Raw genomic sequence first — 21,643 nt, 5'->3', positions numbered from 1 at the left:
GATGATGACGAAGGTGCACCCCGCCAAGGAATCCGCGACCGGGCAGCCGGGCGAGTTCGAAGTGCGGCAAATCGTGATCAACGGGCAATCGCTTGGGGTTGCGATCAGGCATTGTCGCGCACGGCAGCCGCCGCTGTTGCTGTTCAACGGGATCGGTGCCAACTGGGAGCTGGCCAAGCCGCTTATCGAGGGATTCTCGACCACTACGGCAATTATCTTCGATGTGCCCGGCGTTGGCGCCTCGCCGAGGCCAGCTTTTCCGTATCGCCCATCGACGCTGGCGCGGCTGGCGGCCGGCCTGGTCGCCGAGTTGGGGTACAAAGAGGTTGACGTCGCCGGCGTGTCCTGGGGCGGCGGGATCGCGCAGCAATTCGCGTATCAATATCCGAAGCTATGTCGCCGGCTGGTGCTGGCCGCGACGGCGCCCGGTTTCACGATGGTGCCGGCGAGCCCGGCGGTGTTGTGGAAGATGGCGACGCCCCGGCGCTATACGGACAAGCTCTACATGAACCGGATTGCGGCCGACATCTATGGCGGCGCATTTCGCGACGACCCGTTGCTGATCGGCCGGCACGCTGCCGCGATGCATGGCACGCGAAATCTCGGCTATTTGTATCAGCTCCTCGCCGTGGCCGGGTGGACCAGCCTGCCATGGCTGTGGTCGCTATCGCAGCCGACGCTCGTGCTGATGGGCCGCGACGATCCGCTGGTGCCTCCGATCAATGGTCGCATTCTGGCAAGGCTGATCCCGAATGCCGAGCTGCGCATGATCGATGACGGGCACCTGTTCATGGTGACGCGACCGGCTGAGACGGCCGCTCTGATTGAGGCGTTTCTGGCCGATGAAAGCGGGCAGGGTGAACCAGCGTCGCGTTCGCGGACGGCCGGTCGCACCGGAGATATCGATCCGACATCCGAAGATGGAGGCCGTCAAGCCTAAGCAGACGCGCAGCAGGGAGAGAACCATGGCGAACCCGCAGGCGACACGAACGGGGCGGCCCGACTATGTGCCGCCGCCGATCGACGGCGACTTCTATGCGATTGCGAAAGTGGTGAGCGAGAGCGAACGCGGGTTGCTCAAGCGTGTGCGCGCGTTCACGGAAGGCGTCGTTGCGCCCGTGATCGAGGAATATTGGGGGCGGGACGAATTCCCTTTCGCAATCATTCCGAAGATGGCCGAGATCGGCATCGGCGGCGTCGGCTACCAGGGCTATGGCGCGGCGGGCGGCAACTGGCTGTTGAATGGCCTCGTCGCGATGGAACTGGCCCGGGTCGATGCCTCAGTTGCGACGTTCTGGGGCGTACACACCGGCCTGTCGGCGGGCTCAATCTATCTGTGCGGCGACGAGGCGCAGAAGCAGCGCTGGCTGCCGTCGATGATGCGCTTCGAGAAGATCGGCTCGTTCGGCCTGACCGAGCCCTTGGTCGGCTCCGCCACGTCGGGCGGCATGCTGACGACCTGCCGCCGCGAGGGCGACGTCTGGACACTCAACGGCCAGAAGAAGTGGATCGGCAATGCGACCTTCGCCGATATCAATGTAATCTGGGCACGCGAGGAGGGATCGAACCTGGTCAAGGGCTTCGTCGTCGGCAAGGACAATCCGGGTTTTTCCGTCGAGAAGATCAGGACCAAGATGGCTCTCCGCGTCGTGCAGAACGGGCTGATCACCTTGAAGGACTGCCGCGTGCCGGAGGCGGATCGTCTCCAGAACGCCAACTCCTTCAAGGATACCGCCAGGGTCTTGCGCATGACCCGCACTGGCGTGGCCTGGTTCGCGGTCGGATGCCAGATGGGCGCATACGAGCACGCGCTGCGCTACGCGACCGAGCGCGTCCAGTTCGGACGGCCGATCGGCGGATTCCAGCTCGTCCAGGATCTCCTGGTGCGCATGCTCGGCAACGTCACGTCGACCCAGGCGATGATGCTGCGCCTCGCCCAGCTTCAGGACGAAGGCGTGATGCGCGACGAACATGCCTCGCTCGCGAAGGCATTCTGCACGGTCAAGTGCCGAGAGACGGTCGGCTATGCGCGCGAGCTGCTCGGCGGCAACGGCATTCTGCTCGAGAACCACATCGGGCGTTTCGTGGCCGATGCCGAGGCGATCTACTCCTATGAAGGCACCAGGGAGATGAACACCCTGATCGTCGGCAAGTCGATCACCGGGCTGAGCGCCTTCGTCTGACGTGCTACAATTCGAGGCATCGCAGCGGGGGGAGATCAACAGCAGGACGGGGAAGCAGCATGAATGGCGCAGAGAGTCTGTTGCGGACGCTGGTCGGATCCGGCGTCGAGGTCTGTTTCGGCAATCCCGGCACATCGGAAATGCACTTCGTCGCCGCACTCGACAGGGTCGATGGCATGCGGACCGTGCTCGGCCTGTTCGAAGGCGCGGTAACCGGAATGGCCGACGGCTATGGTCGTATGGCGGAGAAACCTGCCGCGACCCTGCTGCACCTCGGTCCAGGGCTCGCGAATGGCCTCGCTAATCTCCATAACGCACGTCGCGCGGCGACGCCGATCGTCAATATCGTAGGTGACCACGCGACCTATCACGCTCAGTACGACGCGCCGCTCGCCTCCGACGTCCATGGCTTCGCGCGGCCGGTCTCCGGCTGGGTGCATTCGTCGGCCAGCGCCAGGACGGTTGCCGCGGATGGTGCGCGAGCGGTGCAGGCCGCGCTGCAATATCCGGGTCAGATCGCGACGCTGATCTTGCCTGCTGACACGGCCTGGATGGAAGCCGACCACCCGGCGCCCGCACTGCCGAGGTCCATGGCGGCGACGGTATCGACCGAAGCGATCGACCAGGTCGCGGCGTCGCTCAAATCTGGTCGCAAAACCATGCTGCTGATCCGCGGAGCCGCACTGAGGGAAGCTGGACTCAATGCGGCGGGCCGCATCTCAGCGACCACCGGCGCCAGGATCGCGTGCGACACCTTCGCGCCACGCTGCCAGCGCGGCGCCGGGCGCGTGGCGGTCGAGCGCATCCCGTATTTCGCCGAGCAGATCGTCGAATTCATGAAGGGAACGGAGCAATTGATCCTGGTCGGCGCGAGCCCGCCGGTGAGCTTCTTCGCATATCCGAACAAGCCGTCCTGGTGCACGCCCGCGGACTGCAAAATCAGCTACCTTGCTCATGCGCACGAGGATGGTCCGGCTGCCCTCGAAGCTCTCGCCGACGCCGTGAAGGCAGCCAGGCAGCCGTTGCATGTGGGTGCGTCGAGCAGGCCCGACATTCCGACCGGACCGCTGACTCCGGAGACGGCCGGACAGGTCGTCGCGCATTTCCTGCCCGACAATGCCATCATCTCCGACGAGGGCGCGACGGCAGGCGGAGGTATGCATCGATTTGCAGCCACGATCGCGCCGCACGACCACCTTGCCTTGACCGGCGGCGCGATCGGGCAGGGTATTCCGGTCGCCACCGGTGCCGCAGTGGCCTGCCCGGACAGGAAGGTCATCTGTCTCCACGGCGACGGCGGAGCGATGTACACGCTGCAGGCATTGTGGACGCAGGCGCGGGAATCGCTCGACGTCACCACCGTGATCTTTGCCAACCGCTCCTACGCGATTCTCAATATCGAGCTCGCGCGCGTCGGTGCCGGCAAGGCCGGTCCAAAGGCGTTTTCGATGCTCGATTTGCACAACCCCGTGCTCGATTGGGTCAAGCTTGCATCCGGAATGGGTGTCGAGGCGAGCCGAGCGGGTACGGTGGAGGAGTTTGCGAGCCAATTCGGCAGCGCAATGAAAAATCGCGGTCCTCGTCTCGTTGAGGTCGTTTTGTAAGCCGGCCGGAAGGTTTGACCCCGCTTCTGGCCGGCGATATCGTTGGCTCGCCGGTGCCCTTTTGCGATTGCAGCTAGTTCGGGGTGCTCATGGAATGGTCGACCAGGCCGCGACGCGCGGATCAGCCCTTTGGAAGCTGGGCGGACGACCTTGCCGAGGCCTTCGTACGCCTTGAGCCGCGCAGGATTGCTGACCAGCCCTTCGAAGGTGCAATTTCCAGGGCTGATGCCGCTCCGATCCAGATATCGCTGGTGACGGCGACCCGGCACACGGTGCTTCGTCTTGCCTCGCACATTGCGCTGAGCACCGACGATCTTTGCTTCGTCAATCTTCAGCTCGAGGGGCTCGGGCGAACCACGCAACGCCACCACGAGCAGACCTGTGCGCCCGGTGACCTCGCTGTCGCGGATACGACGGAGCCATTCGAGATCGCCAACTGCCACGACTTTAAGCTCTTCTGCTTCGCCGTTCCGCGGCGGCTGCTGCCGAATGAGCTACTGAATCGTCCGCGGCTCAATTTGTCTCGGACCGAAGCCGGCCGCGCGCTCTCCAAGACCCTTGCCGGCTATGCCGAAATCTGCCTGGCCGACCATCAGCGCTCAATGGCCTCGGCCCTGATCGGTACGCACGTGATCGATCTGATCGCGCATGCGTCCGACGTGCTCACTGACTTATCCGCGGAGCGCGTGCACATCCCTGTGCTGCTGTCGATGATGATCGACCATGTCGAACGCCACAGCGAGGATTCCGGGCTTGGCGCGGCGGCGCTTGCCGTGAAGTTCCGCTGCTCCGAGCGCTACGTCCACCGTCTCTTCGCAATGACGGGCCGCTCGGTCAACGAACACGTCAATGATCGGCGGATTGCCGCATGCGCGCGCCGGCTGCTTGATCCCGATTCCGCTCACCGGACTGTTGCCGAAATCGCCTTTGCCGCGGGCTTTCGCGACATCTCGCATTTCAACCGTTTGTTCAAGCGCAGTCATGGCCTGGCTCCGCGAGAGTTCCGCCGTGCGACCACCGCACGCTGACTGACCTGGTTCACTCCACGCCAAGAGATCGGACGCTGCCGTCCAAGATTTTCTTTGAGTCCCGGGATAGCCATGCTCCGACGGCTGCCATCCCGGACCAGAGGACATCGCCATGGCGATCGATTTCACGCTCACGACCCAACAGCGGGATCTCCAGCGCGCTTCGCGCAAATTCGCCAAGGAGGTGCTCAGTGAGGCCCGGCGGGCCGAGTTGCTGGTGACACCGGAAGAGCGCTTCCTTGCGACGAAGCCCACTTACGAAGCGATGGTCGCTGCCGGCTATTTGCGCAAGTGCATTCCGGCGCCGGCGGGTGGCGATAATGCAGGCTTGATCGATATGGCGATCCTGGCCGAGGAATTCTACAGCGTGAACGCCAGCGTGACGCTCACGATGCTCGGCACGGTGCTTGGCCTGTTGCCGATTTTGCTCGGCGGCACGCCGGATCAGTGCAAGCGCCTGCTGGTTCCGTTTCTGAGGGCGAGTGGTGCGCCGCTGGCAGGATTCTGCTCCAGCGAGCCGGGTGGCAGCGCAAATTCCGGCTCGCCTCCGCCCGGCGAAGGTGTCCGCACGACCGCGAGGCGAGAGGCTGACCATTGGGTGATCAACGGCCGCAAGAAATGGGTGTCCTCGGCCACGGGTTGGAACCGCGAAGGCGCCGATGTCCTGTGCGTCGTGTGCCGAACCGATTCCGCCGCGCCTCCCAATGAAGCGATCTCGATCATTGCGGTCGAAGGACCGGTCAGAGGGCTTGTTTTCGAGCGTGCCATCGACGCGATCGGCCATCGCGCGCATCTCGTGCCACAGTTCGGGTTGCAGAATGTTGCGACACCTCACCACAATCTGCTGGGCCAGCAGGGAGCAGGGCTCGCGCTGACAGCGGCAGCCTTTACCGGAACCGCAGCGCTCGTCGGCATCTTTGGCGTGGCGTTGATGCGCGCGGCCTTCGAGTTCGCGCTTCATTTTGCCCGTACCGAAAAGCGCGGCGGCGTCCACCCGATCATCGAGCATCAGGCGGTCGGATACGCTCTGGCCGATGCCAAGACCACGATCGAAGCCGCGCGCTATCTCAGTTGGCGCGCCTGTCACGCGGTCGATACCCAGTCGCCGGGGGCCGACGAGCTTGCCATCGAGGCGAAGATCTATGGCTCGGAGGCCGCGGTGCGCGTGATCACCGATCTGATGCGCGTGGTCGGCGTCGACAGCTACGATCATGAGGCGCCGTTCGCTCGCCTGCTCCAGGACGCGCTCGCGCTGCCCATCTTCGACGGCGGCAACATGGGCGTCAGGCGGCGGCAACTGCACATGATGTTCCGGCAAGGAGACTACGATCCGCTTGCGGCAAGCGGCGCGATGTAAGCGAGGTGGTCATGAGCGCAGAACAGAAAGTCGTCGTCGTGACGGGGGCATCTCAGGGAATTGGTGCGGGGATTGTCGAGGCGTTCCGGCAGCGAAACTATCAGATCGTTGCGACGTCGCGATCGATCAAGTCGACCACCGATGGCGACCTCCTGGCGGTGCCAGGCGACGTCGGCGATCCCCAGACGGCGCAGCTTGTGTTCAGCGCTGCGATCGAGCGTTTCGGCCGGGTCGACACGCTCGTCAACAACGCCGGCATGTTCATGGCAAAGGCGTTCACCGCCTACACGCGGAACGACTACGAGGCCTACCTGTCGACGAACGTCACGGGCTTCTTTCACATGAGCCAGTATGCGCTCGACATCATGGGCAAGCAGGGGCGCGGCCACGTCGTCACGATCACGACGAGCCTTGTTGACCAGCCTATGAATAGCGTCCCGGCCGCCCTGGCGTCTCTCACGAAAGGAGCCCTGAACGCGGCCACCCGGGCGCTCGCGATCGAGTATGCGAGCGCGGGAGTGCGCATCAACGCGGTGTCGCCGGGAATCATCAAGACGCCGATGCATCCGCCGGAGGCCCATCAGGCATTGGCCGCACTCCATCCCATGGGCCGGATGGGGAAGATATCCGACATTGTCGATGCGGTGCTCTACCTCGATGGCGCAGGCTTTGTGACCGGCGAGATCCTCCACGTCGATGGCGGGCAGGCCGCCGGCCACCATCGGATCTAGATGCGCCGGAGCGTGGGGACGCTCAGGACCACGTCGCAAACGCAATACCCGTCCCGGTCCCAGCCGGCGTGCGATAGGCGGGATAGTAGTCGGACCAGTCATTCGTCAGGTGTTCGGACGCGCCTGCCGTCATGATCCAATTGAGAATCTCGGACGAGCCGGAGTTCAATTCGCCTCGCGTCAGGCCGCGCAGAACTTGCGGATGCTTGCAGCGAATCGCGTTGAGCACCTTGCGATCGAGCTGCTCGTCGACGACGAAGTGGCTCAGGCCGCCGCTTGCGGCCACAGCTACGCGCAGGTTGCTCGGCGAGCTCTCGATAATGCGCGCGAGCTTGGCACCGACGTCGTAGCAGCGCCGCGCGGTCGGCGCGTTCGGCGGATAATAGGTGTTGAGCAGCACAGGCACCACCGGAATCGCGCGCCCTCTGAACAGTCGCTCGATGATGAAGCCATAGGCGTGGCCGAAGCCGGCCTTGAGCGGATCTTCCACCTTCGCAGCGGCTCCGATGTCCACGTCCTGATCGATCAGGCCGCGGATCAGTTCGAGCGCAAGTTGAGGATGCCCGGGAAAGCTGTGGACCGCATCCATGGCGTAGCCCTTCATGACCGTTCCAACCCAACCGGGCGTCTGCGGCGTGAGGTGTTTTTCATGGGTCAGGATCTCTTCGCCATAGAAGATCGAGATCGCGGGCATGTTGGCGTGGCTGAATAGCTCGGCCTGATCGTCGCCGATGATGATGACGACATCAGGTGCGGCAGCCGCAAGCCGGTCGGCGATCCTATCAAGCGCCTTCTGCGAGGCCGCCTCGATTTCGAGAAATTTGGCTTCCGTAGCGACGTTGCCGTAGGGCGCGCCGTTCTCCTTGGCTAGATCGTCGTAGCTGACGTACCTGCCGTCAGACAGGTTCAGCGCCTTGTTCTTCTTGTCGTCTTCCGCGCGCTCGCTCCAGCGTTTTCCTTCGAGCGCCAGCATCGGCGTGTGCGACACAGCAAAGCTGAACACGATCTCGGCCATCGGCGATTCTCCCAATATTTAATTTGACCGTATGGACAATATTGCACGTCGGCGTCGGGGCTGCAATCGGAACCAGGCGAGGGACGGAGCGAAAATCCGCTTGCAAGTTTGTCGATCTTATATATACCAAGTGGACTAATTAATAATCAGGCCCCTGGCCCAGGGAGAGATCGCGCCCATGATCATCGACGCCCATGCCCATCTCGTCGCGCCTGCCTCGCTCTATGCCCATCGCAGCAATCTGGTCGTCGCGCGCGGTCAGTACGGCAAATATCCGGCCTCGATTTCCGACGCGGAGCTCGAGAAATCCGCGGCTCAAAACGTCGCCATCATGGATGGCGTCGGTACCGATTTGCAGGTGCTGTCGCCGCGACCCTTCATGATGGTGCACGGCGAAAACCGCTGGGAGGATGTGGTCACCTGGGCCGAGGACAACAACGACATCATCGCCCGCACGGTGAAGATGCATCCCAGGCGCTTTCGTGGCGTCGGCGGACTGCCGCAAGCGGTCGGCGCTCCCGTCGAGACGATGTTCGACGAGATCAAGCGGTGCATCGAGAAGCTTGGGTTCATCGGCGTCCTGCTCAACCCCGATCCGTCAGAGGGCATGGGGAAGAGCCCGACTCTCGCCGATCCCTATTGGTACCCGCTCTATGAATTTCTCTGCAAACACGACATTCCGGCGCACATTCACAGTTGCGCCTGCTGCGGCCGGGAAACCTATGACGAGCATTTCATCACCGAGGAGAGCCTCGCCATCACTGCGATCACCCGCTCGGATGTGTTCAAGCGCTATCCAACGCTGAAGCTCATGGTCAGTCACGGCGGGGGATCGGTTCCGTTCCAGGTCGGACGCTGGCGGTCCAACCGGCAGATGGCGATTGCGGCCGGCCGCCTGCCGAAAGACACCGAGAGCTTCGATGCAAGCCTGAAGCGCTTCTGGTTCGATACGGTCGTGCACAACAAGAAATCGCTGGAGCTGCTGTTCGACGTGGTCGGAATAGATCGCTGCATGTTCGGCACGGAGCGGCCGGGCAGCGGCGGCGGCATCGATCCGGAAACAGGCCGGCCGTACGATGATCTCAAGCCGGTGATCGAATCCATCGCCGAGCTGACGTCGGCTGACAAGAAGGCGATCTTCGAGAGCAACGCGCGCAAATTCTTCACCCGTCTCGACGCCTGAGCAGGAGGGAGATCAGCATGGGTGCACGACGAAGCATCGAGGTCGAAGGCTTCAGTCATGGCGGGCAGCCAATTCCCGCCGCTGCACGGGTCGGCAACATCATCATGACCGGCGGCGTCTACGGATTAGATCCGGCAAGCGGAAAGATCCCCGACGACGTCGGCCGGCAGGCCGAGTTGATGTTTGCAAATCTGAAGCGGATCATGGAGGCGGGCGGCGCCAGCCTCGACCAGATCGTCAAGATGACGGTCTATGTGAAGGTGCCGGAGGCGCGGGGGGCCGTGAACACGCAATGGCTCGTCGCGTTCCCGGATGCGGCGTCGCGTCCGGCACGTCACACGTTCCAGAACGATCATTTGCCGGCCAACATGCTCGTGCAATGCGACGCCACAGCCGTTCTCGACGGTGTCTGAGGTCGTGCCATGGACCCTCTGATTGTGCGGCTCGCCGTTCTCGACACCTGCGCGGTGTCGGACGCTCTCGACAAGCTCGGGCTCCCCGGCGCGGTTGTCGGCATCTCCGCACTCACCGGTCCTGCCAAGATCGCCGGACGTGCGGTCACCACGAAATTGGGAGCGCCGTTGCCGGGCCTGCCGAAACGGCATCTCGGCGCGGGTGCGGTCATGGCGTCGACTCCGGGGGACGTGATCGTGGTCGAGCACCGTGGCCGCGCCGACGTCTCGGGCTGGGGCGGGCTCTTGAGCCGGGGCGCCGTTCGCCGCGGCGTTGCCGCCGTGCTGGTGGATGGCGCCTGCCGGGACGTCGACGAGAGCCGCGCGCTCGGTCTGCCGGTCTTCGCGCGGACGGCGGTGCCGGTGACGGCACGCGGACGCGTTGCCGAACACTCCTGCCAGGAGCCGATCACCTTCGCCAGCGTGGCCGTGAAACCCGGAGATCTCGTGATCGCAGACGGCAGCGGCATCGTGTTCGTCGATCAGGCGCGCGCCGAAGAGATCATTTCGACCGCTGAAGACATCCATGCGCGCGAGCAGCAGATGGCCAAGGCCATCGACGCGGGCCGCGCGATCGGCGAGGTCTTGAGCGGCGACTATGAAGACATGCTCAAACGGGAGGCCTGAATGTCATCCGCGATCGCCGATGAATTGAAGGAGATCGGCACCACCACATTGTCCGATGCGCTCGACCGTCTCGGCATCGAGGGCCAGTGCCTGGGCATCAAGCCGTTCGATCACCAGATGCGGCTTGCCGGACCTGCCTTCACTATTCGAATGCTGCCGGTCGGTGTTCATGGCGGTTCGGTCGGGGACTACATCGACGACGTTGCCCCCGGCCAGATCGTGGTGATCGACAATGACGGGCGGCTCGACGCGACCGTCTGGGGCGATATCCTCACCATGGTCGCCTCCCGCCGCGGCATCGGCGGCACCGTGATCGACGGTGTCTGCCGCGACATCGATCGTAGCCTCGAGCTCGGCTATCCGATTTTCGCGCGCGGAAACGCCATGCGCACTGGCAAGGACCGCGTAACCGCCGACGCCATGAACGTTGCGGTCCAGGTTGCCGGCGTCCGAATCGCGCCGGGAGACTGGTTGGTCGGTGACGGGGACGGAATTGTCGCGCTGCCGGCGTCCCGGCTCGAGGAGATCCTCGCCACGGCCCGTCAGATCGCGGCCGCCGAGGCCAGGATCAGGGATGCGGTCGTCGCCGGCGAACGCCTGGACAAGGCGCGCGAGCGTCTGCGGTATCACGCCCTCCAATCCAAGCCGGCGCGCTGAGGTTCTTGCGCCCTCGCGCGGTTGACAAATCCGGTGACCGGGCGGATAGCCTTTGATCGGATATGGCTTGCCTCGCGGGGATGCTTTGACAACGGATCTCACCAAGGAAACTCTCGACGAGATCGTCAACCAGCGGCGGCGCCAGCAGCGATCGCTCGACACGCGGGAGCGGATCCTCCAGGCGGCATTCGAGGAATTCGCCGAGCGCGGCTTCGAGGGCGCCTCGACACGCAACGTCGCGGCGAAGGCCGGGGTCCAGCATCCGCTGGTGACCTATCATTTCAAGAGCAAGGAGGGGCTCTGGCAGGCGGTCGTGACGACCACGAGCTTCAACTTCGGTCAGCATTTCCAGGGTCACCTCGCCGGAATGACCGAGAAGGACGAGGTTGCGCAGCTCAGGCTGCTCCAGGAGCAGTTCATCCGCTTTGCGGCCGCCAACCCGAACTTCCACTGGCTGATGTCGCATGAAGGCAAGCGCGAGAGCGATCGGCTGACCTGGCTGGTCGAGGAGCGGGTGCGCAGCTATTTCGACGTCGTGGCCAAGTTGATCCGGGCGGCGCAGAAGCAGGGGCGTTACGTCGAGGGCGATCCCTATCATCTGCAATATCTGTTCATCGGCGCCGTGACCCGTATCTTCATGCTGACGGCGGAAGTCCAGCAGGTGATGGGACGTTCGCCTTTTTCCAAGAAATTCGTCGATGAGCACGTCCGGGCCTGCTGTGCCTTGTTTTTCCGCGAACCGCCTGAGGTGCCGGCACGCGGCAAGCGGGGTAGACGTCCTACCAAGCGATAGGCAAGCTCCTGAAGCCGCGCACCATCAAGTGACGAACACGCTCGGCTTTTGTGACGTCGACATCGAAGTCGCCCAGCGCCGCGAGCAGGCCGGGCAGGATCGCGCGCAACATGGACCGCGTTGCGCTGGCGCCCAGGCAAATATGCGGTCCAAATCCGAAGCCGAAATGACGGACCTTGCCGCGCATGATGTCGAAGCGATCGGCATCGGCAATCGCCGTCTCGTCGCGATTGGCCGACGCGTAGAGCAGGGCGACCCTCGCGCCCGATGGAATGTTCATTCCCGCAATCGCGGTCGGCGCTGACGTCGTCCGGGCGAAGCACTGCGTCGACGTGTCCCAGCGCACCGCTTCTTCGATGGCGGCATCGACCAAAGCCGGATCGGTCGTTACGCGCGAGCGCTGATCGGGATGGCGCCACAGCGCATGCATCAGGTTGGGCAGGAAATGCCCGATCGAGGCATTCCCTGCCAGCAGCACGGTCATCATGTTGGCTACGATCTCGGCGTCGCTGAGCGGCGCACCTGCCGTCTGGGCCGCGATCAGGACCGAGAACAGGTCATCGTCGCGCTCGACGCGACGCCGCGCCAGCTCTTCCGTCAGCAAGGCAATAACCTGGGCTCGCTCTTCTTCCTCGAGTGCGGGACCTGCGGGACCGGCTTGTCCACGGAACAGCCGCTCCGAAAGCGCGCTGGCCTTCCGCGCAGACTCGAGGCCGAGACCGAGCATCCGGCCCAGGGCGCCGAACAGCAGAGGGCGGCTGATCTCAGTGACGAAATCGCATTGGCGGCGAGGCTGTAGCGTTTCGAGCCGCCGGGCAAGCTCGGCTCGGAGCCAGGGGAGAACCAGCTCGATCCGCGCCGGCGTGACGCCGCGGATGATGATGCGCCGCAGCTCGTCATGGCGGGGCGGATCGATCGAGCCCAGCGTCTTGCCGACGCGGAGCGGAGAATCGCTGAGCGCGTTGCCGGCTGAGGACGAGAACATATGGGGCCTCGCCAGGGCATCCGCGATGTCGCGGTGCCGGCTCACGAACCAGAGACTGGTCTGCGGGCAGTAATAGGCCGGCTGTTCGGCTCGCATCCGCCGATAGGTCGGATAGGGGTCATCGAAGGAGGCATCGCTGGCGAGATCGAATGCGGTCATCGCCACCTACCAGCGGATCGTCAGCTTGTAGAAGCCGCGCACCATCATGTGCGCGACGCGCTCGGCGTTCGCGATGTCGAGTTCGTATTCGCCGAGCGTCGGCAACAGCGGAGTCATGATGGTGCGCATCATCGCGCGCGCGGTCGGCGCGCCGAGGCAGATGTGAGGACCAGAGCCGAAGCCGAAATGGCGCGTCTTGCCGCGGTCGATGTCGAACGCATCAGGGTCCGAAATCACGCGCTCGTCCCGATTGGCCGCGCCATAGCAGACCACGAGCCGGCTGTCGGCGGGGATCATGACCCCATGCAGGGAGACGTCCTTCGTGGTCTCGCGCGCAAATGACTGCGTCGAGGTGTCCCAGCGAACACCTTCATTGACGGCAGCGTCGAGCTTCGCCGGATCCGCCAGCAATTTCCGGCGTTCGTCCGGATTGCGCCAGAGCGCATGGACGAGGTTCGAGAAGTAGTGGCCGATCGAGGCATTTCCAGCCAGCAGCACCGTCGACATGTTGCCTAGGATTTCCGGGTCCGAGAGCGGCGCGCCGGCCTCCTGCGCCTCGAGCAGGAACGAGAACAGATCGTCGCTGCGGTCCTTGCGCCGGCGCTCGAGCTGTTCGCCGAGCACGGCGAAGACGTCCTCCATCACGCCCGGCTTCGACACGGGACCCATCGCGCCGGTCCCGGCATGGAACAGATCTCGCGACAGCTCGGCTGCGCGGCGCGCGGCATCTCCGTCGAGGCCGAGCATGCGGCCAAGGGCGGCGTAGAGAATGGGACGGCTGATGTCGGCCATGAAGTCGCATTCGCGGCGATCGCCGAAATCGCGCAGCAGGCGGTTGACGTCGCGTTCGATGGCAGGCTGCATCGACTGGATTCGGGCCGGCGTGAATCCTTTCATGACGACGCGTCGCAGTTCGTCGTGACGCGGCGGATCCGTGGTGCCCAGCGTTTTGCCGACCCGGAGCGGCGAATCGACCAGCGTATTGCCGCGCGATGACGAGAAGGTCTCGAAATCATTGAGGATGCGGGCGACGTCCTCGTTGCGCGTGATCACATAATAGCCGCTCGGCTCGTGCCGGTAGACCGGGTGCTCGTCGCGCAGGATCTTGTAGGTGGGGTATGGGTCATTGACGAAGTCGCGGTCCTCGGGGTCGAAGCGAAAGCCCATGCGGTCCTCCCGGTTCTTGTCGTTTTCTGTTGATTAAATCTACCATATGGAAAATATAATGGGCAAGCCAATCGTCCGTGCCGGTACCCCTGTTTCAGGCGGCGCGGACCGGCTTTCGGATACCTACGTATTGCTCGAGCGCATCGCGGTCGGCGGCGACTGCGCTGCTCGTCCCGGATCGGACCGCCACGCCTCGTTCGAGGATGACCGCATGCCGGGCCAGTCCCAATGCGAAGGCGGCGTGCTGCTCGATCAGGACGACTGTGATGCTTCCACTTTGCGTGATTCCCGTGATGCAACGCGCGACGTCCTGCGCGACGACCGGCGCGAGGCCTTCCAGCGGTTCGTCCAGCAGTAGAAGGCGCGGATTGGTGACCAGAGCGCGCCCGATGGCCAGCATTTGCTGCTCGCCTCCGGACAATTGATTGCCGAAATTGGTGCGCCGCTCCTTCAGCTTCGGGAACAGCTCATAGACGCGGTCGAGCGTCCAGGTTCCCGGCGTCGCAGCGATCCGCAGGTTCTCTTCGACGGTCAGCGGCGCAAACACTTCGCGCCCCTGGGGCACCCAACCGATGCCCATGCGGCAGCGCTGGTGTGGCGGCATGGTCGTGATGTCCTGGCCGCCGAAACGAATCCGGCCTCCTCGCGGACTGAGGTGACCGGCGATCGCGAGCATCAGGGTCGACTTTCCCGCGCCGTTGCGGCCCAGAAGCGCGAGCGAGCCTCCACCCGCGATCGTCAGCGACAGGCCATGGACGACGACACCCTCGCCGTAGCCGACGTCGAGGTTCTCGGTCTCCAGCAAGGGCTCAGTCACTGCCGACTCCCAGATAGACCCGGCGGACCTCAGGATCCCTTGCGATCTCGCCCGGCGTCCCCTCGCACAATACCGTTCCTGCGACGAGCACGGTGATGGTCTCGGCAAATCGAAAGACCAGATCCATATCGTGTTCGATGAAAAGGATCGCGACCTCGCGGGGCAGCGCTTCGATCGCCTGCATCAGTTCAAAACTCTCGCCGGCCGGAACGCCCGCAGCCGGTTCATCCAGCAGCAGGACCCGTGGCCGGCCGGCGAGGGCGAGCGCGATCTCCAACAGGCGTTGGCGACCGTAGGCGAGCTCCGCGGTCGGACGCAGGCAGTCTCGGCCGAGGCCGACGGAGCAAGCCAGCGCGAACGCTTCATCGGTGGTTTCGGACTCTCCGTGCAGCGCCTGGAGAGGCCGGCCGAGGCGGCCGTTCCGCCGCGCCACCGCCAGCATGATCGATTCCAGCGGCGACAGATGTGGAAACAGCGCGTTAATCTGGAACGTTCTGCCGAGGCCCAGCGCGACACGCTGATCGGTGGTCAGGCGATTGATCGGCGCGCCCTTGAGCAGAATGCTGCCGCTGCTTGGCGCCAGCACCCCGGTGAGCAGATTGATCAGTGTGCTCTTTCCCGCGCCGTTCGGTCCAATCAAGGCTTGGCGTCCGCCTACCTTCAGCCGCAGGCTGACCTCGTTGGTCACCCTGAGGGCGCCAAACTGCTTGCAAAGGGCTCTGGTTTCGAGGGCTGGAGCAGTCATCGTGGATGCCTCTTGCGCGCCAGGTAGTCCGCGAGCAGCGCCAGAGTTCCGACCAGGCCGCCGCGCGACGTCAGCACGAGCGCGATCAAGATGAGCCCGAGCCAGAACATCCAATACACGGGGTTGAGTGCGGAGAGCACATCGCGCGCCCAGATGAAGGCCGCAGCGCCAATGAAGCCGCCGATCAGCGTGCCGAGTCCGCCTACGATCAGCATGACCAGGGCAGCCACCGACCGTTCGAAGCTCAACGTCTCCAACGCGACGATTTGGGTGGTCTGCGCGAGCAATGCACCGGCCATGCCGGCGATGGTCGCCGAGATCGTGAAGGCGATCATCTTGCGGCGGGCGGTCGATACGCCGAGCATGGGAACGCGATCGTGGTTCTCGCGTATCCCCTTCAACGCGAGCCCTTCGGGCGAATGAACATAGCGCCGGGCCGCCAGATAGAGCAGGAAGGAGACGGCGTAGGCGTACCAGAACGCGGTCCGGCCGAAGAGATCGAATTCAAAGAGGCCCAGCAGCGGCCACATGTCGATGCCTTGCAACCCGGTATCGCCGCCGGTTAGCCACGGCATGCGGCTTGCGGCCTCGAACAGCAGCAGCCCGATGCACAGCGTGACCATCAGCACCGCCGCGCCACGCACCTTGGCGATCACGGAGCTGAACGCAAGTCCGAGTCCGCCGGCGGCCAGCCCGCCGAAGAGAACACCGGAGAGTGGTTCGCCCCAGCCGTGGGCGGCGAGCAGTCCCGCTGCATAGGCGCCCAGTCCGAAAAAGGCGGCATGGCCGAACGACGGGATCCCGCCATAGCCCAGCAACAGATCGAGCGACATGGCAAAGAGGCCGCCGATCAGCATCTGGGTCAACAGGACGAGCTTGGCCGGAAAGAGAAAGTAGCAGGCCGCGGCCGCTACCCAGAACGCGATCTCGACGGCGGTCCACCGCGCGCGGCGCGCGACCATCATTCGCGCGAGATCGAGCGTGATGTCGGTCATCGCGGACGCCCAATGAGGCCCTGCGGTCGTACGGTCAGCAACGCAAGCGCAGTGGCGTAGATGATGAAGGCCCCGATCTCGGGCAGCAGGTACTTGCCGACGACATCGATGATCCCGAACAACATCGCGGCGAGAAACGTTCCGCGCAGCGAGCCCAGCCCGCCGACGCTGACGACGATCAACAGCTCGGTCAAGAACTTGATCGGGAAGTTGGGATCCAATCCGAGCAATTTGACGCTAAGCGCGCCCCCGATCCCGGCAAGCGCCGATCCGAGTGCGAAGGCCAGCGCATAGAGCTTGTCGACATCGATACCGCATGATGCCGTCATCCGGCGGTTGAAGACGGCCGCCCTGATCTTGGCGCCGAACGTGGTGTGATCGATAAGGCGGACCAGCGAGACGAGCAGCACAAGGCCGGAGACGATCAGGAAGAGGCGATAGCGGTTGAGATCGACCGGTCCAAGGTGGAGATTGCCGTCCAGCCAGGCGGGCACCGCGATTGCCATCTGCTCGGGCCCGACGAGGAAGGTTGCGGCTGCGATCGCGACGTACACGACGCCGATCGTGAGCAAGACCTGCTCGAGCTCGGATGCCTGATAAAGCCGTCGGAACAGGGTACGTTCCAGGATCGCCCCCGTCAGCGCCGCTGTTGCACCTGCCGTGGCGACGGCGGCCAGGAAGGGCCAGCCGGCCTTGCCGATCAGCAACGCGGCCGTGTAGCCGCCAACCATCGCCAGCGCGGCGTGGGCCATGTTGGCGAATCCCATGAGGCCAAGCGTGATCGAGAGTCCGCCGGCCATCAGGAACAGCACGAATCCGTAGGCAATGCCGCCAAGCAGGATATTGACGAAGCCAAGCATCGCGTCACCTAGCGTGCCGAACCTGGATCCTTGACGTCGGCTGTGGATGCGAATTCGACGTTGACAACCTGTCCGTCGCGCTTCTCGACCTTGCGGAAATAGACCGTCTGGACGATGTCGCGGGTCGCAGGATCAATCGAAATCGGCCCGCGCGGACTCTCGAACTTCGTCTGTTTCAGAAGCTCCATGGTCCGGTCGGGATTGAGGTCGCCCTTCTGGGCTTCGACCACCTGATAGATAGCCCGAAGCACGTCGTAGGTGACGACCGGCACGAAACTCACGGGACGCTCCGGTGCGATCGCCTTGAACGCCTGGGTGAATTCCTTGTTGGCCGCTGAATCGTGGGTTTGCGTATAATGGAAGGCGGTCACGACATCCAATGCTGCGTCACCAGCCGAGGGGAGCGAGGCTTCGTCGGTGATGTCGCCGATGCCGATGATTTTCGCGGGATCGAGCCCGGCCTCCTTGAACTGGCGAAGGAAGATCGGCGGGAGCTCGCTCGCGGTCATGAACACGAAGACCGCCTCGGGATTGGCGTCCTTGATCCTCTGGATGTAGGCCGAAAAGTCGGTGGCCTTGAGCGGAGCTCGCACGGAGCCTGCAATGGTGCCACCCGCCGCCTTATATTCGCGAATGAACATCGCCTCGGCATCAAGGCCGGGTTCGAACTCCTGCACGAACGTATAGACAGATTTCACCCCTTGTTTGCTCGCATAGGCCGCAAGCTGCTGCGCCATTTCCGTCGTCGTGAAGCCGAACCGGACGGCATAGGGATGTTTGGTCAGGATGCCAGAGGTCGCGGAATTCACGATGAGGAGTGGCACCTTGGCGGAGGTCGAGAGCGGCGCTACGGCCATCGTATTCGGCGTAAAGTCCATTCCGGCGAGGAAATCGACCTTCTCACCCACGATCAATTCCTGAGCGAGACGGCGAGCGACGTCGGGTGCCGGGCCCGTGGTATCGCGCTTGATGATCTCGACCTTGCGACCGGCGACCGACTTGCCGCACTTCTGGAAGAACACCTCAATTGCCGCATCGGATGCGGCACCGGCGGCCGCGCCCGGACCGGTATAGCTCATGAGCCAGCCGATCTTGAGCGGCCGGTCCTCTGCACGAGCTGAAACAGTGGCGGCGAGCATCGCCGCGGCGACGATCACGAATCTGGCGATCATGCCGTCAATCCTCCCTGGAAGGTGACTTACTCGAAGTCTCTGGCGGACCTCTTGATACAAAATAGACCATATGGAAAAATTATGCAAGACGTGGAAAAAGCCGACCTGCGCCGAACCGGCGAACAGGCAAGGGAACAGTCAAGAGAAGGGAGCTGGAATGACCCAAGACCTCACACGGATCATCGCGAAAGCCCGCGAGCATTCGATCGGCGATCTCCTGCGCCGCTCCGCGCAACGCGAGCCGAACAAGCTCGCCTTGAGCTGCGGCGCCGTGCGCTGGACCTTTGCCGAGCTGGATGCGATCTGCAACCGGCTCGCCCGCGGCCTGCTCGGCCTCGGCATCAGGAAAGGCGATCGTCTCGCCGTGCTGTCGCGCAATTCGCACGCCTTCGCCGCGCTTCGTTTCGCTGTGGTGCGGATCGGCGCGGTGCTGGTGCCGATCAATTTCATGCTCAATCCGGATGAGATCAATTTCATCCTGAAGAGTTCCGGCGCAAAGCTGCTCGCAACCGGTCCCGATTTCGTCGATGCTGCGCGCGCCGCAAGCGGCAAGGATTGCGCGGTCGAAAAGCTGATCTGGCTGCCGGGGGAGGATCCGGCGCCGCCGCCGGCGGGGCTCACGACCTTCGACGACCTCCTCGATGCCGACAGCTCGTTCGTCGATGCCTCCGTCGACAGCCGCGATCTCGCGCAGATCGTCTACACCAGCGGCACGGAATCGCTGCCCAAGGGCGCGATGCTGACCCATGAAGCGGTGATGTGGCAGTATGTGAGCTGCATCATCGATGGCGGCATGAGCGCCGACGACAACGTGCTGCACGCGCTGCCGCTCTATCACTGCGCCCAGCTCGACGTGTTCCTGGGGCCGCAGATCTATCTCGCGGCGTCCGGTGTGATCACGGGCAAGCCGACCGCCGACAATATTCTCGCGCTGATCCAGGCCCACAAGATCACCGCCTTCTTCGCGCCGCCGACGATCTGGATCGCCATGCTGCGTTCGCCCAATTTCGACAAGACCGATCTGTCGACCCTGCAGAAGGGCTATTACGGCGCCTCGATCATGCCGGTGGAGGTGCTGCTCGAATTGCAGCGGCGGCTGCCGAATGTGAAGTTCTGGAACTTCTACGGCCAGACCGAGATCGCGCCGCTCGCGACCGTGCTTCAGCCCGAGGATCAGCTTCGTAAGGCAGGCTCCGCCGGCAAGCCAACGATCAATGTCGAGACGCGCGTGGTCAACACCGCGATGGAGGATGTGAAGGTCGGTGAGATCGGCGAGATTGTGCACCGCTCGCCGCATCTTCTGTCCGGCTACTACAACGATCCAGTGAAAACGGCGGCGGCGTTCGCCGGCGGCTGGTTTCACTCCGGCGATCTCGCCACCGTCGATGCGGAGGGCTACATCACCGTCGTCGACCGCGTGAAGGACATGATCAAGACCGGCGGCGAGAACGTCGCCAGCCGCGAGGTCGAGGAGACGATCTATAAAATACCAGCAGTCTCCGAGGTCGCGATCGTCGGCCTGCCCGATCCGCGCTGGATCGAGGCGGTGACCGCGATCGTCGTGGTGAAGACCGGCGAGCGGCTCGACGAGGACGCGGTCATCAAGCATTGCGCAGGTTCAATGGCGCATTTCAAGGTGCCCAAGCGCGTCGTCTTCGTCGACAGCCTGCCGAAGAATCCGTCCGGCAAGCTGCTAAAGCGCGAGTTGCGTCAGCGCTTCGTTGGCGGCGGGACGCTCGACAAGGCGATCCAGAAGAATTTTCGGATGTGAGTACGGGTTTGCGTTCGGCGCCGGGCACGCCGGCTTGGCGGATCTCGACCGTCGGCTAGTCGTGGCCGATGGCTTTGCCGCCAAGCGCTTGCGTTGCGCTCGTTGCAGCGGCAAGCAGTGCTTTCACCTGATCGCTCGAAGGCTCTATCTTCATCGAAGCCCTGGTGCCGGCCAGACTGAGGGTAAAGCGAACATCGCCGTTCCAGTCGAGAACCGGGGCGGCGATGGAGACGTAGCCGGTCAGGTCGGAGCGGACGATGGTCGTATAACCCTTTCGCTTCAGCTCACGCGCTGCATCCTCCCTGAATTTTGCGACGTCTGCCTTGCCACCGATCACCGCGGCCCATTCCCGCTCGATCAGGGGCGTCGTCAGGTTTGACGGCAGTCGGGCCGCATAGATTTTCCCGGCCGCAGAACCCAGCATCGGGATCAGCCCGGTACGAAATTCAAAGGCGCCGCGCTGATCGCCGTCCTGCTTGAACAGGCTGAGCGGGCCGTCATCGCTCCAGGTGGTGACGGCCGCGCTTCGCTTCGTCGCATCGCGCAGGCTCGTGACTTCGCGCCGGACGATCTCGAAGCCGTCGATCTGCTGTATCGCGCTGACGCCAAGCGACAGCGCCGCGGGGCCCAGGCGGTAGTGCCCCGGTTTGTCGTCGGCGGCAGCAAGCCCGGTCCTCACCAGGCTGACGAGGTAGTTGTTTGCGGCGCTCGCCGTCAGGCCCGCCAGCGGCGCGATGTCCTTCAAGGCCATCGCATGCTGGCTCGTTTGGATGACGCTCAGAATCCGAAAGGCGATTTCGACCGACTGAATGCCTCGGCGCGGCTGCTTCTCCTGCATGTGCTTCCTTCGACTGATCACATCATCGCGACCCAGATTGACACAAACGTACAACGAGCGCAGTATACAACAATAAGCTATGTATTCAACTATATTGAATATGAGGAAACGATGTCCCTCGGCACAATCCGGACCGTCTACACGGTCGCCAACGACATGAATTTCATGCAGGCCTTCTACGCGAGCGCGCTCGATTTGCCGTTGGCATTCCGGGATCGCGATAACCGGTGTCAGTTCAGGGCCGGGCAGGTTTCGTTTGCGCTGAGCTCACGCGCCGAGGCTGCGCAAGGCGCGCGCGGCAGCATCGTCGTTTTCAATGCGGTCGACCTGACCGCGCAGCGGATCGAGCGGCTCGGTGGGCGCCATCTTGCGACCCGCGACATGGGTTCGCACGGCAGCGTCGCAACTTTCGCCGATCCCGAGAACAACCTGTTCCAACTCCATGTCCGGCAAGGCAGCTAAGTCCCACGGCCAGGTCCAGTCATGCGTCAATGGTGCCACGCG

At 63.7% G+C, this 21,643-nt stretch carries 22 protein-coding genes; 13 read left to right on the top strand and 9 right to left on the bottom strand.

Annotated features, from left to right (window positions below):
* Window positions 1-4: 4 nt before the first annotated feature.
* The 6 genes from phaZ (at window position 5) to QA640_RS47675 (ending at window position 6,903) form a co-directional block, all read left to right on the top strand.
* On the top strand, window positions 5-940 hold the full coding sequence (gene phaZ / locus QA640_RS47700; protein WP_283043447.1) for a poly(3-hydroxyalkanoate) depolymerase: 936 nt from the start codon (window positions 5-7) through the stop codon (window positions 938-940).
* A gap of 25 nt (window positions 941-965) precedes the next feature.
* On the top strand, window positions 966-2,183 hold the full coding sequence (locus tag QA640_RS47695; protein WP_283043446.1) for an acyl-CoA dehydrogenase family protein: 1,218 nt from the start codon (window positions 966-968) through the stop codon (window positions 2,181-2,183).
* Between the two features lie 59 nt (window positions 2,184-2,242).
* On the top strand, window positions 2,243-3,787 hold the full coding sequence (locus QA640_RS47690) for an acetolactate synthase large subunit (RefSeq protein ID WP_283043445.1): 1,545 nt from the start codon (window positions 2,243-2,245) through the stop codon (window positions 3,785-3,787).
* A gap of 89 nt (window positions 3,788-3,876) precedes the next feature.
* Window positions 3,877-4,815, top strand: coding sequence for a helix-turn-helix domain-containing protein (locus QA640_RS47685; RefSeq protein ID WP_283043444.1), 939 nt, complete (start codon window positions 3,877-3,879; stop codon window positions 4,813-4,815).
* A 112-nt stretch (window positions 4,816-4,927) separates the two neighbouring features.
* On the top strand, window positions 4,928-6,172 hold the full coding sequence (locus QA640_RS47680; protein WP_283043442.1) for an acyl-CoA dehydrogenase family protein: 1,245 nt from the start codon (window positions 4,928-4,930) through the stop codon (window positions 6,170-6,172).
* 11 nt (window positions 6,173-6,183) lie between these two features.
* On the top strand, window positions 6,184-6,903 hold the full coding sequence (locus QA640_RS47675) for an SDR family oxidoreductase (RefSeq protein WP_283043440.1): 720 nt from the start codon (window positions 6,184-6,186) through the stop codon (window positions 6,901-6,903).
* A gap of 22 nt (window positions 6,904-6,925) precedes the next feature.
* Here the strand turns inward: QA640_RS47675 and QA640_RS47670 are convergent, their stop codons facing one another.
* A complete protein-coding gene (locus tag QA640_RS47670) occupies window positions 6,926-7,918 on the bottom strand; it encodes an extradiol ring-cleavage dioxygenase (RefSeq protein WP_283043438.1) in 993 nt (330 codons plus the stop codon).
* A 178-nt stretch (window positions 7,919-8,096) separates the two neighbouring features.
* Between QA640_RS47670 and QA640_RS47665 the strand changes: the two genes are divergently transcribed.
* The 5 genes from QA640_RS47665 (at window position 8,097) to QA640_RS47645 (ending at window position 11,630) form a co-directional block, all read left to right on the top strand.
* Window positions 8,097-9,101 (top strand): amidohydrolase family protein, encoded by a 1,005-nt coding sequence (locus QA640_RS47665; RefSeq protein WP_283043437.1) that lies wholly within the window; start codon window positions 8,097-8,099, stop codon window positions 9,099-9,101.
* A 17-nt stretch (window positions 9,102-9,118) separates the two neighbouring features.
* Window positions 9,119-9,514 carry a RidA family protein gene (locus QA640_RS47660; protein WP_283043436.1) on the top strand — a complete coding sequence of 132 codons (396 nt, stop codon included), beginning with the start codon at window positions 9,119-9,121 and terminating at the stop codon, window positions 9,512-9,514.
* A 9-nt stretch (window positions 9,515-9,523) separates the two neighbouring features.
* Complete coding sequence (locus QA640_RS47655) at window positions 9,524-10,180, top strand: hypothetical protein (RefSeq protein ID WP_283043435.1); 657 nt, start codon at window positions 9,524-9,526, stop codon at window positions 10,178-10,180.
* On the top strand, window positions 10,181-10,837 hold the full coding sequence (locus QA640_RS47650; protein ID WP_283043433.1) for an RraA family protein: 657 nt from the start codon (window positions 10,181-10,183) through the stop codon (window positions 10,835-10,837). It begins immediately after the preceding gene.
* 85 nt (window positions 10,838-10,922) lie between these two features.
* Window positions 10,923-11,630 carry a TetR/AcrR family transcriptional regulator gene (locus tag QA640_RS47645; protein WP_283043431.1) on the top strand — a complete coding sequence of 236 codons (708 nt, stop codon included), beginning with the start codon at window positions 10,923-10,925 and terminating at the stop codon, window positions 11,628-11,630.
* Here the strand turns inward: QA640_RS47645 and QA640_RS47640 are convergent.
* From QA640_RS47640 to QA640_RS47610, 7 genes are all read right to left on the bottom strand, one after another.
* Window positions 11,617-12,774, bottom strand: a complete 1,158-nt coding sequence (locus QA640_RS47640) for a cytochrome P450 (protein ID WP_283043430.1) — start codon at window positions 12,772-12,774, stop codon at window positions 11,617-11,619. The two genes, QA640_RS47645 and QA640_RS47640, sit on opposite strands and share 14 nt — an antisense overlap.
* A 6-nt stretch (window positions 12,775-12,780) precedes the next feature.
* Window positions 12,781-13,941, bottom strand: coding sequence for a cytochrome P450 (locus QA640_RS47635; RefSeq protein ID WP_283043428.1), 1,161 nt, complete (start codon window positions 13,939-13,941; stop codon window positions 12,781-12,783).
* Window positions 13,942-14,035: 94 nt separating this feature from the next.
* Window positions 14,036-14,758, bottom strand: a complete 723-nt coding sequence (locus QA640_RS47630) for an ABC transporter ATP-binding protein (protein WP_283043427.1) — start codon at window positions 14,756-14,758, stop codon at window positions 14,036-14,038.
* Window positions 14,751-15,503: an ABC transporter ATP-binding protein gene (locus tag QA640_RS47625; RefSeq protein ID WP_283043426.1), complete on the bottom strand. Its 753-nt coding sequence runs from the start codon at window positions 15,501-15,503 to the stop codon at window positions 14,751-14,753. Before QA640_RS47625 ends, QA640_RS47630 begins: the two co-directional genes overlap by 8 nt.
* Window positions 15,500-16,465 (bottom strand): branched-chain amino acid ABC transporter permease, encoded by a 966-nt coding sequence (locus QA640_RS47620; RefSeq protein WP_283043425.1) that lies wholly within the window; start codon window positions 16,463-16,465, stop codon window positions 15,500-15,502. Before QA640_RS47620 ends, QA640_RS47625 begins: the two co-directional genes overlap by 4 nt.
* A gap of 29 nt (window positions 16,466-16,494) precedes the next feature.
* Window positions 16,495-17,358, bottom strand: coding sequence for a branched-chain amino acid ABC transporter permease (locus QA640_RS47615; RefSeq protein WP_283043424.1), 864 nt, complete (start codon window positions 17,356-17,358; stop codon window positions 16,495-16,497).
* A gap of 8 nt (window positions 17,359-17,366) precedes the next feature.
* Window positions 17,367-18,530 carry an ABC transporter substrate-binding protein gene (locus QA640_RS47610; RefSeq protein WP_283043423.1) on the bottom strand — a complete coding sequence of 388 codons (1,164 nt, stop codon included), beginning with the start codon at window positions 18,528-18,530 and terminating at the stop codon, window positions 17,367-17,369.
* Between the two features lie 157 nt (window positions 18,531-18,687).
* On the opposite strand from QA640_RS47610, the gene QA640_RS47605 reads away from it, so the two are divergent.
* Window positions 18,688-20,301: an acyl-CoA synthetase gene (locus QA640_RS47605; RefSeq protein ID WP_283043422.1), complete on the top strand. Its 1,614-nt coding sequence runs from the start codon at window positions 18,688-18,690 to the stop codon at window positions 20,299-20,301.
* A gap of 55 nt (window positions 20,302-20,356) precedes the next feature.
* On the opposite strand, the gene QA640_RS47600 is transcribed toward QA640_RS47605, so the two are convergent.
* Entirely contained in the window at window positions 20,357-21,046 is a 690-nt protein-coding gene (locus QA640_RS47600; RefSeq protein WP_283043421.1) for an IclR family transcriptional regulator C-terminal domain-containing protein, read from the bottom strand.
* 204 nt (window positions 21,047-21,250) lie between these two features.
* On the opposite strand from QA640_RS47600, the gene QA640_RS47595 reads away from it, so the two are divergent.
* Complete coding sequence (locus QA640_RS47595) at window positions 21,251-21,601, top strand: VOC family protein (RefSeq protein ID WP_283043419.1); 351 nt, start codon at window positions 21,251-21,253, stop codon at window positions 21,599-21,601.
* Window positions 21,602-21,643 lie beyond the last annotated feature (42 nt).

The organism is Bradyrhizobium sp. CB82 (assembly GCF_029714405.1).
Taxonomy (GTDB): Bacteria; Pseudomonadota; Alphaproteobacteria; order Rhizobiales; family Xanthobacteraceae; genus Bradyrhizobium.
This window is presented reverse-complemented; position numbering and strand designations above follow the sequence as displayed.

Coding starts and splice junctions, on each gene's coding strand:
- QA640_RS47660 (WP_283043436.1), top strand. CDS start 9,119: ATGGGTGCACGACGAAGCATCGAGGTCGAAGGCTTCAGTCATGGCGGG.
- QA640_RS47605 (WP_283043422.1), top strand. CDS start 18,688: ATGACCCAAGACCTCACACGGATCATCGCGAAAGCCCGCGAGCATTCG.
- QA640_RS47615 (WP_283043424.1), bottom strand. CDS start 17,358: ATGCTTGGCTTCGTCAATATCCTGCTTGGCGGCATTGCCTACGGATTC.
- QA640_RS47640 (WP_283043430.1), bottom strand. CDS start 12,774: ATGACCGCATTCGATCTCGCCAGCGATGCCTCCTTCGATGACCCCTAT.
- QA640_RS47595 (WP_283043419.1), top strand. CDS start 21,251: ATGTCCCTCGGCACAATCCGGACCGTCTACACGGTCGCCAACGACATG.
- QA640_RS47650 (WP_283043433.1), top strand. CDS start 10,181: ATGTCATCCGCGATCGCCGATGAATTGAAGGAGATCGGCACCACCACA.
- QA640_RS47625 (WP_283043426.1), bottom strand. CDS start 15,503: ATGACTGCTCCAGCCCTCGAAACCAGAGCCCTTTGCAAGCAGTTTGGC.
- phaZ (WP_283043447.1), top strand. CDS start 5: ATGACGAAGGTGCACCCCGCCAAGGAATCCGCGACCGGGCAGCCGGGC.
- QA640_RS47685 (WP_283043444.1), top strand. CDS start 3,877: ATGGAATGGTCGACCAGGCCGCGACGCGCGGATCAGCCCTTTGGAAGC.
- QA640_RS47620 (WP_283043425.1), bottom strand. CDS start 16,465: ATGGTCGCGCGCCGCGCGCGGTGGACCGCCGTCGAGATCGCGTTCTGG.
- QA640_RS47695 (WP_283043446.1), top strand. CDS start 966: ATGGCGAACCCGCAGGCGACACGAACGGGGCGGCCCGACTATGTGCCG.
- QA640_RS47635 (WP_283043428.1), bottom strand. CDS start 13,941: ATGGGCTTTCGCTTCGACCCCGAGGACCGCGACTTCGTCAATGACCCA.
- QA640_RS47675 (WP_283043440.1), top strand. CDS start 6,184: ATGAGCGCAGAACAGAAAGTCGTCGTCGTGACGGGGGCATCTCAGGGA.
- QA640_RS47680 (WP_283043442.1), top strand. CDS start 4,928: ATGGCGATCGATTTCACGCTCACGACCCAACAGCGGGATCTCCAGCGC.
- QA640_RS47690 (WP_283043445.1), top strand. CDS start 2,243: ATGAATGGCGCAGAGAGTCTGTTGCGGACGCTGGTCGGATCCGGCGTC.
- QA640_RS47655 (WP_283043435.1), top strand. CDS start 9,524: ATGGACCCTCTGATTGTGCGGCTCGCCGTTCTCGACACCTGCGCGGTG.
- QA640_RS47665 (WP_283043437.1), top strand. CDS start 8,097: ATGATCATCGACGCCCATGCCCATCTCGTCGCGCCTGCCTCGCTCTAT.
- QA640_RS47610 (WP_283043423.1), bottom strand. CDS start 18,530: ATGATCGCCAGATTCGTGATCGTCGCCGCGGCGATGCTCGCCGCCACT.
- QA640_RS47670 (WP_283043438.1), bottom strand. CDS start 7,918: ATGGCCGAGATCGTGTTCAGCTTTGCTGTGTCGCACACGCCGATGCTG.